Source organism: Stenotrophomonas sp. CFBP 13725 (assembly GCF_014841935.1).
In the GTDB taxonomy this organism is placed as follows: domain Bacteria; phylum Pseudomonadota; class Gammaproteobacteria; order Xanthomonadales; family Xanthomonadaceae; genus Stenotrophomonas.
The window spans coordinates 422899-435419 of record NZ_JACYUV010000002.1; the positions used below are offsets into that span (position 1 = coordinate 422899).

General features: G+C 67.2%; 11 protein-coding genes. 4 read left to right on the top strand and 7 right to left on the bottom strand.

The genetic code is table 11. The features are described from left to right. Positions 1-61 precede the first annotated feature (61 nt). Positions 62-646: a response regulator transcription factor gene (locus tag IFT65_RS05070; RefSeq protein WP_192080584.1), complete on the bottom strand. Its 585-nt coding sequence runs from the start codon at positions 644-646 to the stop codon at positions 62-64. After that, on the bottom strand, positions 643-1872 hold the full coding sequence (locus IFT65_RS05075) for an ATP-binding protein (RefSeq protein ID WP_192080586.1): 1230 nt from the start codon (positions 1870-1872) through the stop codon (positions 643-645). Before IFT65_RS05075 ends, IFT65_RS05070 begins: the two co-directional genes overlap by 4 nt. A 114-nt stretch (positions 1873-1986) precedes the next feature. Between IFT65_RS05075 and ispG the strand changes: the two genes are divergently transcribed. From ispG to IFT65_RS05090, 3 genes are all read left to right on the top strand, one after another. After that, positions 1987-3252, top strand: coding sequence for a flavodoxin-dependent (E)-4-hydroxy-3-methylbut-2-enyl-diphosphate synthase (gene ispG, locus IFT65_RS05080; protein ID WP_192080588.1), 1266 nt, complete (start codon positions 1987-1989; stop codon positions 3250-3252). Then, on the top strand, positions 3233-3973 hold the full coding sequence (locus IFT65_RS05085; RefSeq protein ID WP_192080590.1) for a phosphatase PAP2 family protein: 741 nt from the start codon (positions 3233-3235) through the stop codon (positions 3971-3973). Before ispG ends, IFT65_RS05085 begins: the two co-directional genes overlap by 20 nt. A 184-nt stretch (positions 3974-4157) precedes the next feature. Further along, positions 4158-4805, top strand: coding sequence for a response regulator (locus tag IFT65_RS05090; protein WP_188324372.1), 648 nt, complete (start codon positions 4158-4160; stop codon positions 4803-4805). A gap of 87 nt (positions 4806-4892) precedes the next feature. Here the strand turns inward: IFT65_RS05090 and eda are convergent, their stop codons facing one another. From eda to zwf, 5 genes are all read right to left on the bottom strand, one after another. Beyond that, positions 4893-5552 (bottom strand): bifunctional 4-hydroxy-2-oxoglutarate aldolase/2-dehydro-3-deoxy-phosphogluconate aldolase, encoded by a 660-nt coding sequence (gene eda / locus IFT65_RS05095; protein WP_188324371.1) that lies wholly within the window; start codon positions 5550-5552, stop codon positions 4893-4895. Positions 5553-5744: 192 nt separating this feature from the next. Next, positions 5745-7661, bottom strand: coding sequence for a phosphogluconate dehydratase (edd, locus tag IFT65_RS05100; RefSeq protein ID WP_192080592.1), 1917 nt, complete (start codon positions 7659-7661; stop codon positions 5745-5747). Positions 7662-7716: 55 nt separating this feature from the next. After that, the gene (pgl, locus tag IFT65_RS05105) at positions 7717-8439 is read right to left on the bottom strand and encodes a 6-phosphogluconolactonase (protein ID WP_188324369.1); all 723 of its coding nucleotides are present in this window, start codon (positions 8437-8439) and stop codon (positions 7717-7719) included. Continuing rightward, positions 8439-9446 carry a glucokinase gene (gene glk / locus IFT65_RS05110; protein WP_188324368.1) on the bottom strand — a complete coding sequence of 336 codons (1008 nt, stop codon included), beginning with the start codon at positions 9444-9446 and terminating at the stop codon, positions 8439-8441. The genes pgl and glk overlap by 1 nt, the downstream gene beginning before the upstream one ends. Then, on the bottom strand, positions 9443-10879 hold the full coding sequence (zwf, locus tag IFT65_RS05115) for a glucose-6-phosphate dehydrogenase (protein ID WP_188324367.1): 1437 nt from the start codon (positions 10877-10879) through the stop codon (positions 9443-9445). Before zwf ends, glk begins: the two co-directional genes overlap by 4 nt. Before the next feature lie 341 nt (positions 10880-11220). Here zwf and ugpC point away from each other — a divergent pair, with 341 nt between their 5' ends. Then, a complete protein-coding gene (gene ugpC / locus IFT65_RS05120; RefSeq protein WP_188324366.1) occupies positions 11221-12309 on the top strand; it encodes a sn-glycerol-3-phosphate ABC transporter ATP-binding protein UgpC in 1089 nt (362 codons plus the stop codon). Positions 12310-12521 lie beyond the last annotated feature (212 nt).

A 12521-nucleotide genomic window follows, 5' to 3' on the forward strand; every position in this document is an offset into this window, starting at 1 on the left:
CATTCCGCCGAGCATGGCTCGGCGCTACCAGACGCATCGCGCGCGGGCCGGCAGTCCGCCGTCAGCGTGAGGGTTCCGGGCTCGGGCGTTTGGCCAGCTTGCGCTGCAACGAACGCCGGTGCATGCCGAGCAGGCGCGCGGCGGCCGATACGTTGCCGCCGGTTTCATGCATCGCCTGCTGGATGTGCTCCCACTGCAGCCGGCTGATCGGCGTCATCGCATCAGGCAGGTCCAGCTCGCCATCGTCGGCCGGGCCGTCATCTTCTTCCCCCAGCGCGCGCAGGATCATCGGCACCGTGGCCGGCTTGGGCAGGTAGTCATCGGCGCCCAGCTTGATGGCCTCGACGGCCGTGGCGATGCTTGCATACCCGGTGACCAGCAGGATGCGCATGTCTTCGCGCAGGGCACGCAGGGGCTGGATCAGCGCCAGCCCGGACTCGCTGCCCAGCTTCAGGTCGATCAGCGCGAACGCGGGCGGCTGCTGGCGGGCGAGCAACAGGGCACTTGCCGAGTCCTGCGCGGTGCGCGTTTCCAGGCCTTTGCGGGCCAGGCTGCGCTGCAGCGTGCGCAGGTACAGTTCGTCATCGTCGACCAGCAGGCCATCGCCATGCAGGCCTGCGGCGGAAGAGGGCAGGGCAGTGTTCATGGGGTTTCCTCGCGGGGGACCAACGGAATACGGAAGCCGACGCGGCTGCCTGCGCCATGCGCAGGGCGCATCCACATTTCGCCATGCAGGCGTTCGATGGTGGCGTGGGACAGGGCCAGGCCAACGCCCATGCCCTCGCTCTTGCTCGAGCTGAACAGGGTGGCGGGCAGGACGGCCTGGCGTGCATCGAAGCCGTGGCCGAAGTCACGGACTTCGCCCACCAGGTCGTCGCCCTCGATGCGCAGCGACAGCTCGACTTCCGCGCGTCCAGCGTTTTCACCGGCCTCGGCGGCATTGTTCAGCAGCACCATCAGCAGGTGGCCCACGCCGGCATCCAGCGGCAGGGTAAGCGGAGCATCCGCGTTGCGGCTGAGGATGATGGTCGGCCGTACCAGCCGCCATTGCTCCAGCACCTGCAGCGCGGTGGCCGGTCCTCGCCCGGGCACATCCGGTGATGCCGGCGCGGCCAGGGCCAGTACCCGCTCGCGGCACTGCACCAGCAGTTCGCGCAGGGTTTCCACGTCGTCGCGCACCTCGGCACTTTCGTTCTGCTCGGCGATATCGTCGGCCAGCAGCGTCATCGTCGCCAGCGGGGTGTTCAGCTCATGCGCCACCGATGCGGCATGGGTGGCCAGCGCGACGATGCCCTCGTTGCGGGCGAAGCGTTCGCGCAGCAGTGACAGCTCGTGTTCGCGCTGGCGCAGGGCAACCGCCAGCCGCGTGGAGAACGCCAGCACCACCGTCACCGAGATCAGGAAGTTGGCCACCACGCCCCACTGCTGCAGGTCTTTCGGAGCGAAGTAGCCGCCGGCGGGCAGCGGCAGGCCGAACGCGGCGCTCAGCGAGTAGCCGATAAGGCACGACGCGGCCACCGCCAGCGTCCAGCGCACCGGCAGGGCCAGCGCCGCCAGCGCGATCAGGATGAGGAACAGCGAGCCGAAGGGATTGCTGATGCCGCCGCTCCAGCCGACCATCCAGGTCAGTACGGTGACATCCACCAGGATATGGCCGAAGGCGGTTACTGGCGCGGTATCGGTGCCGTGCACGCGCAGCTGCGCATACGTGTTGAACAGGGCCAGCACCAGCACGCCGGCCCACAGGGGCACCTGCGGCAGCGGCAGGCCCAGCACCCAGGTGGCCACCAGGATGGTCGCCGCCTGGCCGGCGGTAGCCAGCCAGCGCAGGCTGCACAGGGTCTGCAGGAACGGGGCGTCGGGAGAGGTCATGGGCGCTCATCGTATGCGCTCCCCGCGTGTCCTGCCTGCGACAATCGGCCGCAGACCGCACCGGCACTGAATGGGAGTCACCCGGCGGTCGCGCGGCAGCGCTAGAATATTCCGATGCATGACGCCGTCTCCCGCCCCACACCTCCTGCCGAGCCCACCGCCTGGCCGCGCCGCCTGACCCAACCTGTCCGCATCGGCGGGGTGGTCGTGGGCGGTGGCAAGCCCGTGGTGGTGCAGTCGATGACCAACACCGATACCGCCGACGTGGCGTCCAGCGTCAAGCAGGTCGCCGAACTGTGGCGCGCTGGATCGGAAATGGTCCGGTTGACGGTCAACAACGCCGAATCGGCTGCCGCGATCCCGCGCATCGTCGAGAAGCTGGCGATGATGGGCATCGAGGTGCCGCTGATCGGCGATTTCCATTACAACGGCCATCAGCTGCTCACCGCCGAGCCGGCCTGCGCCGAAGCGTTGGCCAAGTACCGCATCAATCCCGGCAACGTGGGCTTCGGCAAGAAGAAAGACCTGCAGTTCGCGCAGTTGATCGAGTTCGCCATCCGCTACGACAAGCCGGTGCGCATCGGCGCGAACTGGGGCTCGCTGGACCAGTCGCTGGCCGCCAGGCTGATGGATGAAAATACCCAGCGCGCCCAGCCGTGGGATGCCGGGAGGGTGCTGCGCGAGGCGCTGATCCGGTCGGCGCTGGATTCGGCGGAAACCGCCGTCGAACTGGGCCTCCCGCGCGACCGTATCGTGCTGTCGGCCAAGGTCAGTGGCGTGCAGGAACTGATCGCCGTGTATCGCGACCTGGCGCAGCGGTCCGATTTTGCCCTGCACCTCGGCCTGACCGAAGCAGGCATCGGCAGCAAGGGCATCGTCGCCTCGGCAGCCGCGCTGGCGGTGCTGATGCAGGAAGGTATCGGTGACACCATCCGGATATCGCTGACGCCCGAACCGGGCCAGTCGCGTACCCAGGAAGTGATCGTCGCCCAGGAACTGTTGCAGACCACGGGCCAGCGCGCTTTCACGCCGCTGGTCACCGCCTGCCCTGGTTGTGGCCGCACCACCTCCGAGTTCTTCCAGGAGCTGGCCAAGGTCGTGCAGAACCACGTGCGCGAGCGCATGCCCCTGTGGAAGATCGAGCACCCCGGCGCGGAGAACATGACCTTGGCGGTGATGGGCTGCATCGTCAACGGCCCGGGTGAGTCGCGGCACGCCAACATCGGCATCTCGCTGCCGGGCACCGGGGAAGCGCCGTCGGCGCCGGTATTTGTCGATGGCGAGAAGTCGGTCACCCTGCGCGGCGAGAACATCGCCCAGGAATTCGTGGCCCTGATCGATGACTACGTCGAGCGCAACTATGTCCGAAGTGCCGGATAACCTCGTCGGACCGGACGGCCAGGAAGAGGCGGCAGGTGTTCGTCACTGGCTGTCGCGCAACGCGTGGCGCTTCCTGCTGCTGTTCGCCGGCGTGCTGGTGCCGCTGGCGGTGTTCGTTGCGTTGGCCGATGAAGTGCATGAGTTCGAATCGTTCCACTTCGACGCCCCGCTGCTGATGCGCATGCATGGCTGGCATGGCCCGGCGCTTGACCAGTTCGTCGTGGTGGTCACGCGGCTGGGCTATGAGTGGTTCCTGATCCCGGCCGACGTGGTCATCGTGGCGGCCCTGCTGCTGCGTCGGCACTGGCGTGAGGCCAGCTTCGCGGCGATCGCGTTCGTCGGATCGGCCCTGCTCAACATGGGCAGCAAGCAATTCTTCCAGCGCGATCGGCCAAGCCTATGGGAGTCCATCGCGCCAGAGTCCACGTACAGCTTCCCCAGCGGTCATGCGATGGGCTCGATGACCTTCGCCTGCGTGGTCGTGCTGCTGGCGTGGAACACGCGCTGGCGTGTGCCGGTGCTGATCGGTGCGCCTCTGTTCGCGGTGCTGGTCAGCATCTCGCGGATCTATCTGGGCGTGCATTACCCCTCCGACATCCTGGCCGGCTGGTGTGCGGCGCTGGTGTGGGTCGTGGGCTGCTATCTGGTGATGTTCCGCCAGCGGCGTCCGTGGGGTCCCCGGCGTGGGCCGCTCGCCCGGGCTGACGTGAACAAACCGTAAAGATGCGCCTCCTATAGGCTATATTGATCGGACAAGCAGGTTCACGGCGAGCGATACAGGGTCAGACACGGGCGTTATGTGATTCTGGCCGCAGTTCGGGAGCGACCGTCGGGAACTACGCTTGTGGGGCGTCTGCGCGGTACCTACCGTGGAAGACGGCAGCGGTGGTGAAAGGGGAACATGCATGACGATTCGTATCTATCTGGTGGATGACCACGCACTGGTCCGTACCGGAATGAAGATGATTTTGTCCGGTGAGACCGATATCGAGGTCATCGGCGAGGCGGAGTGTGGCGAGGATGCGCTGCGCGAAATCCGCCAGCTGAAGCCGGACGTCGTGCTGTGCGACCTGCACCTGCCGGGCGTCAGTGGCCTGGAAGTCACCGAGCGCATCGTGCGCGGGCAGGAGGCCACCCGCGTGGTCATCGTGTCCGTGCTGGAAGATGGCCCCATGCCCAAGCGGCTGCTGGAGGCCGGTGCGTCCGGCTACATCAGCAAAGGCTGCAACGCGCAGGAGCTGCTGCGCGCAGTCCGCGAGGCATCGCAGGGACGGCGCTACCTGGGCAGCAACATCGCGCAGAACCTGGCGTTGTCCACGGTGGAGGGCAGTGCCTCGCCGTTCGACAGCCTGTCGCCGCGCGAGCTGGAAGTGGCCCTGTTGTTGACCCAGGGGCTGCGCCAGGAAGACATCGCGCGCCGGCTCAGCCTGAGCGCGAAGACCATCAACACGCACAAGGCACGCCTGTTCGAGAAGATGGGTATCCACGACAACATCGCGCTGGCGCGCATGGCCAGCCAGTACGGTCTGGTGGACCCCGCCCGCCCGATGTGATCAGGGCGGGTAGCGGTACGTGTGATGGGTGACGACCGTTGATCGTCACCCTGTCGTCCCTGCCGAGCATGGCTCGGCGCTACCGCTTCAGTGACCGCGCACCCGGGCGACGATCTTCGCCGCGCCCGCCGCTGCGTCGCGCACCTTGTCCCACGCGCCGTCGGCGATCCAGTTGCCCGGCACCATCCACGACCCGCCGATGCAGAGCACGTTCTTCTGCTCGAGGTACTCTGCGGCACTGTCTTCGGTGATGCCGCCGGTCGGGCACAGCTTCAGGTCCGGCACCGGCCCGGCCAGTCCCTTGATCATCGCCAGCCCGCCCACGGCGGTGGCCGGGAACAGCTTGCATACCCGGAACCCCCGCGCGTACAAGGCCAGCAGTTCGGTCGGCGAGGCCGCACCCGGCACGACCGGCAGCGGTGCCGCGGCCAACGCGTCGGCCATGTGCGCCGGCGTGCCCGGCGTCACCAGGAAATCCGCACCCGCATCGATGGACTGCTGCATCTGCTCCACCGTCAGCACGGTGCCTGCACCCACCACCACGCCCGGCAGTTCGCGCTTCAACATTGCCAGCGCGTCCATCGCCACCGGCGTGCGCAGGGTCAGCTCGATGGCCGGCAGGCCGCCTTCCAGCAACGCCGCACTGACCGCTCGCGCCTGATCCAGCGTATGCACGGTCACTACCGGCAGGATGCCCGCTGCACGCAACAATTCCGCCGCCCGTACCTGATGCTCTGCGATACCCATGCTCTGTTTTTCCCTTGTTTTTCTATCTGCAGCGCAGAAGCGCCGATGAACTGTCAGCGGGGCTGCGGGGAGCCCTGGCCAGGACCGTTGAGCGCCCGGATGGCGCGAAACGAGCCCCCATGGATGGGTTCAAGGCGGGTCTTGGTCAGGGTTTCCCGCAGCCCCGGATCGACCAAGCCCGCCGCATGATGCTCAGGCGTCCTTCGACTCGTGCGGTGCCGCCGCCGCTGCGGCGTCATGCCCCAGTTCGTATTCTGCGTCGTAATCCCACGCACTGCCGTCAGAGGCTGCTGGCCCGCAGGAAATCGAAATCGCCCCCTGGTCGGCCGGACCCACTACCAGACGATTGATCGCGAACAGGTTGCGGCCCAGATCATTGGCAGCCGGCGCCGTGTTGGGTGCCTGCTCGCGCGCTGCCCACTCGGCCGCATCGATCAGCACTTCCAGCGTGCCCGCTTCACCATCCAGGCGGATGATGTCGCCCTCGCGTACCTTGCCCAGCGGACCGCCACGTGCGGCCTCCGGCGTCACGTGGATCGCCGCCGGAATCTTGCCCGACGCCCCGGACAGGCGACCATCGGTGACCAACGCCACGCGGCGGCCCTGGTTCTGCAGCAGGCCCAGCAGCGGCGCCAGCGAATGCAGCTCGGGCATGCCGTTCGCACGCGGGCCCTGGTAGCGCACCACCGCCACGAAATCCTGCGGCAGCAGGCCAGCGGCATGCAACTTGTTCAGCACCTGCGGCGCATCGACCACCACGGCAGGCGCTTCGATGGTGCGGTACTGCGGCTTCACTGCAGACAGCTTGATCAGGGAACGGCCGAGGTTGCCGCGCAGCAGGCGCAGGCCGCCCTGGCTTTCGAACGGATTGTCGACGCCGCGCGCGACGTCCTCGTCCGCGCTGCGGATGATGCCGTCCACCCATACCACCTGGCCGTCCTGCAGGCGCGGCTCGCGTGCGTAGTCGGCCATGCCGCCGCGGGCGACGGTGACGATGTCGCCGTGCATCAGCCCGGCGCGGATCAGTTCACCGAACACGAAGGCCGGTCCGCCGGCAGCGGCGAAGCGGTTCACATCGGCTTCGCCATTGGGATAGACGCGGGTCAGCAGCGGGATCAGCTGCGACAGTTCGTCCATGTCGTCCCAGGTCACCACGATGCCGGCGGCACGTGCCACCGCGATCCAGTGGATGGTGTGGTTGGTCGAGCCACCAGTGGCCATCAGCGCCACGATGGCGTTGATGATCGCGCGCTCGTCGATGATCCGGCCGATCGGGCGGTAATCATCGCCCAGCGCGGTCATGTCCAGCGCGCGCACGGTGGCTTCGCGGGTCAGCGCGCTGCGCAGGGTCTGTTCCGGATTGACGAACGAGGCACCCGGCAGCTGCACGCCCATGGCTTCCAGCAGCACCTGGTTGGAATTGGCCGTGCCGTAGAACGTGCACGTACCGGCGCCGTGGTACGACGCGGCCTCCACCTCCAGCAGCTCCTCGCGGGTCGCTTCGCCGGCGGCGTAGCGCTCACGCACTTCCGCTTTCTGCTTGTTCGGGATGCCGGGGGTCATCGGTCCGGCCGGCACGAACACCGACGGCAGATGGCCGAAGGCGAGCGCGCCGATCAGCAGGCCAGGTACGATCTTGTCGCACACGCCAAGGTAGATCGCCGCGTCGAACATGTCGTGGCTGAGGCCGATCGCGGTGGACTGGGCGATCACATCACGCGAGAACAGTGACAGCTCCATGCCGCCACGGCCCTGGGTCACGCCGTCGCACATCGCCGGCACGCCGCCGGCCACCTGGGCGGTCGCCCCCAGCTCACGTGCGATCTGCCGGATCTGCTCCGGGTAGCTCTCGAACGGCTGGTGGGCCGACAGCATGTCGTTGTACGAGGTGATGATGCCCAGGTTCGGCGTCACACCGCCACGCAGGCGGCTCTTGTCAGTACCGCCACAGGCGGCGAAACCGTGGGCAAGGTTGCCGCAGCTCAAGCGGCTGCGGAACGGACCATCGCGAAGGGCGGCATCGATCCCGGCCAGGTAAGCGGCGCGCGAGGCGGCGCTGCGGCGGACGATGCGCTCGGTGATGGCGTGCAGTTGCGGATGCAGACTCATTGGCTACCAGCGTTGGAAGGTGGCGAGAGGGGGAAAGCGGTTCACGGCGATCAGGTCAGTCGGCCCAGTGCACGCGCAGGCGCGGACCGGGCTGTTCGATGGCGGCGAGGATCGGATACTGGTGGACGTCGTTGCTGTCCAGCGCGTGCTGCAGCACTTCCAGCTTCTGCTTGCCGCGCAGCAGCAGCAGGCGCTGGCGGCAGGAACGCAGGCCATGCGGCGTCAGGGTGATGCGCAGCGGCCACTGGTTGGCGCCCGGGCAGCCGGTTGCATCCAGTGAGGCGTAGGGCAGGGTGCTTTCCAGTGCACGCGGCAGCTCGCGCGAGCCGGGGAACAGCGAGCAGGTATGTCCATCGTTGCCCATGCCCAGTGCAACCACGCTCGGCTGCAGGCTGTGCTGGGCCTGCAGGTTGGCGGTGTACACGCACTCGGCCAGCGGCTTGCCGATGCGCACCAGCGGATCGAAATGGGCGCCTTCGGCGCGCTGCAGGAAGTTTTCGCGGACCAGACGCGCATTGCTGTCGCGATCCTGCGGCGACAGCCAGCGTTCGTCGGCCAACCCCACTTCTACGCGGTCCCAGTGCACGTCCAGCTCGGCCAGCGCCTGATACACCGGCGCGGGAGTGGTGCCGCCGGACAGCAGCATGCGCGCACGCCCGTGCTCGGCGATGTCGGCGTTGAGGATCTTCGCCATGTCCGCGGCAACGGATTCGATCCAGCCGTCGGCTTCGCGGTGGGCGATGAATTCGACGCGGTCGGTAGAGAAGGGAACAGGCATCAGGCAACAGCTCCGAGGGCACCGCACTGGGCATCGACCGCATAGGCCGCCGCGCCGAGCAGGCCGGGATTGGGGTGGATGACGGCCAGCGAAGGAACGCGGCCCATGATCGAAGAGAAACGCCCCTTGTGTTCAAAGCGCTGGCGGAAGCCGGAATGCTGCAGGGATTCCAGCATGCGCGGCACCAGGCCGCCGGTCAGGAACACGCCGTCCCACGCCCCCTGGATGAGCACCAGGTCACCGGCGATGGCGCCGAAGATCGCGCAGAACAGGTCCACTGCACGCATCGCCTGCGGATCGCCCGTGGCGGCGCGTGCGGTGACATCGGCCGGCTTGAGGTGGCCCGGATCGAAGCCGGCCATTTCGCAGACGGCGCGATGGATGTTGACCAGCCCGGGGCCACAGATCAGGCGCTCGTTGGATACCCGGCCGAAGGTTTCCGACAGTATTTCCAGGATGCGGATCTCTTCCGGGGTGCCCGGCGGGAAGCTGACGTGGCCGCCCTCGGTTTCCAGCGGGAAGCAGCGGTCATTGCGGATCACCAGGCCACCCACACCGAGGCCGGTGCCAGGGCCGATGACGCCGTAGTTGGCCGGTGCACCGCTGCGCCGCGGACTCCACGCGGCACCGCCGATCTGCACCACATCCTTGGGCTGCAGCAGCGAAATGGCCATCGCCTGCGCAGCGAAGTCATTGATCAGGTGCAGCTCGGAAAAACCGAGCATTGCCGCCGTGCGGCTGCGCGAGATCACCCACGGGTGGTTGGTGATGCGGGCCTCGTCACCGTCCACGCGACCGGCAACGGCGAACACGCCGCGGTCTGCCTCGGCCGCGACTTCCTGCAGGTAATGCCGTGCGGCATCACCGAGCGAAGGAAAATCGACCACCGGGAACTCCCGGATGCTGTCTTCCAGCAGCGGCGTGTCACTGGCGGTGTCGGCCAGTGCGAAGCGTGCGTTGGTGCCGCCGATGTCGGCGACCAGCAGCGGCCGCTCCTGCGCCGTCATGCCGGGTCTCCGTGTGCGGTATCGATGACATCGCCAGGCAGGAAGCCGGCCGCTTCGGCGGGGCCCCAGGTGCCGGCGGCATACGGCTGCAGCGGCAGATCGGCGTTCTTCCACGCATCGGCCACGCTGTCGATCCAGTGCCATGCCGCACGCACCTCGTCATCGCGGACGAACAAAGCGTGGTTGCCATTGAAGGCGTCCAGGAACAGGCGTTCGTAAGCAATGCGGCGGTGCAGGCCGGTGGGAACCGACAGATCAAGCTCGACCGGCTGCAGTTCCAGCGCGCCCCATTCCGGGCCCGCCAGGCTGCTCATCAGGCCGAGCTCGATGTTCTCCTGCGGCTGCAGCTGGAACACCAGCCGGTTCGGCGTGGCCTGGCCACGATGCGGGCGCTCGAACAACCAATGGGTGACCGGCTTCAGCGTGACCACCACCCGGCTGGTGCGCTCGGGAAGGCGCTTGCCCGTGACCAGGTGGAACGGCACGCCGCTCCAGCGCCAGTTGTCGATGTGCGCGGTGACCCCGGCGAAGGTTTCCACGTCGCTGCCTTCCGGCGGCTGATAGGCCTGCGCCGGCTGGCCGTCGATGCTGCCGGCGGTGTAGCGGCCACGCACGCTGTCACGTGCAGCGTGTTTGGCATCCAGCGGACGCAGCGAGCGCAGCACCTTGACCTTTTCATCGCGGATGCGATCGGCTTCCAGCGATGCCGGCGGCTCCATCGCCACCAGGCACAGCAGCTGCAGGATATGGCTCTGCACCATGTCACGCAGCGCACCGGAGCGCGCGTAGTAGGCATCGCGGCCATCCACGCCTTCGCTCTCGGACACCAGGATGTGCACCGATTCGATGTAGGTCCGGTTCCACACGGCTTCCAGCAGCGTGTTGCCGAAACGCAGCGCGATCAGGTTCTGTACCGCGGCCTTGCCGAGGTAATGATCCAGGCGGAACACGCGGTCTTCGTCGATCCACTGGCCGATGGTGCTGATGATCTGCTCGGCGCTTTCGCTGTCGCTGCCGATCGGCTTCTCCAGCATCAGCCGGTGCGGTGCGGCAAGTGCGCCGCCCTTGGCCAGACCTTCGCAGGTGGAGATGTACAGGCCGGGCGGAATCGCCAGGTAGCTCACGCAGCGGCGACCGACCTGGTCGGCCACGGCTTCAGCGACCGAGTCGGCGTTGCGCAGGTCCACCGAGCGGTAGTCGATGCGCTGCAGCAGCGAGGCGATGTCCGCTTCGCTGGCCGCCGGCATGGATTGCTGCAGGCGCGGGCGCAGGATGTCCCGGAAGGCGTCGGTGTCGTGCGGCGACAATGCCAGCGCACGGACCTTGAAGTCTTCCGGCAGCAGGCCATCACCAAGCAGCCGCAGCAGGGAAGGGAAGAGGTAGCGCTGGGCCAGATCGCCAGTGGCGCCGAACAGGAAGAGGGTATCGTGCATTTCTCGAGTTTCAGATCCGGGTGACATCGTTGTCAATCGCTGCCTGGCTGGGTTCCGGGAGGGGTTTGGCGCTGCTTTGTCCGTTCCATCGTGGGTGCATGCCAGCGGCTGCTGGCGCTGCCCGTCACGAGGGGCCGGGTGTACGTTCCATCATCGATGCACACTGCGTGCGCAGCAACCTACGGATACTGCCACGTGAAAACGTTTACATGGCAGAATGTGCAACTGTATTCGATTGCATTGGTGCCGTCATGCGGCACTGAGGCAAAAACACTGCCATCGGGAGGGCCGAAGGCAGTCCACATGCAATGCCCAGGCAACGGGCGGACTGGAAGAGTGATATGGCAAAAGTACAGTTGCAGGGTGTGCGCAAGGTCTACGACAACGGCCAGGTCGCGGTGAAGGAGGCCACCTTCGAGGTGGCTGACGGTGAGTTGATGGTGCTCGTGGGCCCCTCGGGCTGCGGCAAGTCGACCCTGCTGCGGATGATCGCCGGGCTGGAAGAGATCAGTGGCGGCACGCTGACCATCGGCGACCGCGTGGTCAACGACGTGGCGCCGAAAGACCGCGACATCGCGATGGTGTTCCAGAGCTACGCGCTGTATCCGCACATGACCGTCGCCGAGAACCTGGCCTTCGGCCTGAAGCTGCGCGGCCACGACAAGGCGACCATCGACAAGCGCATCAGCGAAGCGGCGCAGACCCTTGGCCTGACCGACATGATGGACAAGCTGCCCAAGGCGATGTCCGGCGGCCAGCGCCAGCGCGTCGCGCTGGGTCGCGCCCTGGTGCGTGAGCCGGCGGTGTTCCTGCTCGATGAGCCGCTGTCCAACCTGGACGCCAAGCTGCGCCACAGCGTGCGCACGGAAATCGCGCAGCTGCACCGCAAGCTGGGGACCACGATGATCTACGTCACCCACGATCAGGTCGAGGCGATGACCCTCGGCCAGCGCATCGTGGTGCTGAAGGACGGCGTGATCCAGCAGATCGACACGCCGATGGCGCTGTATGACCGACCGGCGAACCTGTTCGTGGCCGGCTTCCTCGGCAGCCCGGCGATGAATGTCCTGCGCGGCACGCTGCAGGCGACCGCGGCGGGCGTGGCGGTGATCGACGGTGCATGGAAAGCGCCGCTGGGCCAGGCCACGATCGATCCGCGCTGGCTGGACAAGCCGGTGGCCGTCGGCGTGCGGCCCGAGCATCTGCAGCCGGCCGACGGCAATGCGGAGTGGGCGTTCGACGCCCGCATCGAGGGTATCGAGCCGGTGGGCAACGAGATCTTCGTCAACATGGTCAGCGGCAACCACGCCCTGACCATGCGCGTCGCACCGCGTTCGCTGCCCGCCGTGGGCGAAACCCTGCAGGTGGCGGTGCAGCCCGGCGCGCTGCACTTCTTCGACCCGGAAACCGGCGAGCGCCTGACCGCCTGAAGGCAGTCGAGAGGTAGAGCCGACGGGTAGAGCCGACGGGTAGAGTCGACTTTAGTCGGCTGAGCGCTGCGCTGGCCGAGGCCGCATGCCATTACGTGAAAGGCAGCCGACTGAAGTCGGCTCTACCGATTCCGAACGCGGGGCATCACGGGCAGGCAGCCGACGGGTGGAGCCGACCGGTAGAGCCGACTTTAGTCGGCTGCGCGTGGGGC

Excerpts from the sequence above, each read along its gene's own strand:
- IFT65_RS05090 (WP_188324372.1), top strand. The coding sequence starts at position 4,158 with ATGACGATTCGTATCTATCTGGTGGATGACCACGCACTGGTCCGTACC.
- zwf (WP_188324367.1), bottom strand. The coding sequence starts at position 10,879 with ATGCACGATACCCTCTTCCTGTTCGGCGCCACTGGCGATCTGGCCCAG.
- IFT65_RS05085 (WP_192080590.1), top strand. The coding sequence starts at position 3,233 with ATGTCCGAAGTGCCGGATAACCTCGTCGGACCGGACGGCCAGGAAGAG.
- IFT65_RS05075 (WP_192080586.1), bottom strand. The coding sequence starts at position 1,872 with ATGACCTCTCCCGACGCCCCGTTCCTGCAGACCCTGTGCAGCCTGCGC.
- ugpC (WP_188324366.1), top strand. The coding sequence starts at position 11,221 with ATGGCAAAAGTACAGTTGCAGGGTGTGCGCAAGGTCTACGACAACGGC.
- eda (WP_188324371.1), bottom strand. The coding sequence starts at position 5,552 with ATGGGTATCGCAGAGCATCAGGTACGGGCGGCGGAATTGTTGCGTGCA.
- edd (WP_192080592.1), bottom strand. The coding sequence starts at position 7,661 with ATGAGTCTGCATCCGCAACTGCACGCCATCACCGAGCGCATCGTCCGC.
- pgl (WP_188324369.1), bottom strand. The coding sequence starts at position 8,439 with ATGCCTGTTCCCTTCTCTACCGACCGCGTCGAATTCATCGCCCACCGC.
- ispG (WP_192080588.1), top strand. The coding sequence starts at position 1,987 with ATGCATGACGCCGTCTCCCGCCCCACACCTCCTGCCGAGCCCACCGCC.
- glk (WP_188324368.1), bottom strand. The coding sequence starts at position 9,446 with ATGACGGCGCAGGAGCGGCCGCTGCTGGTCGCCGACATCGGCGGCACC.
- IFT65_RS05070 (WP_192080584.1), bottom strand. The coding sequence starts at position 646 with ATGAACACTGCCCTGCCCTCTTCCGCCGCAGGCCTGCATGGCGATGGC.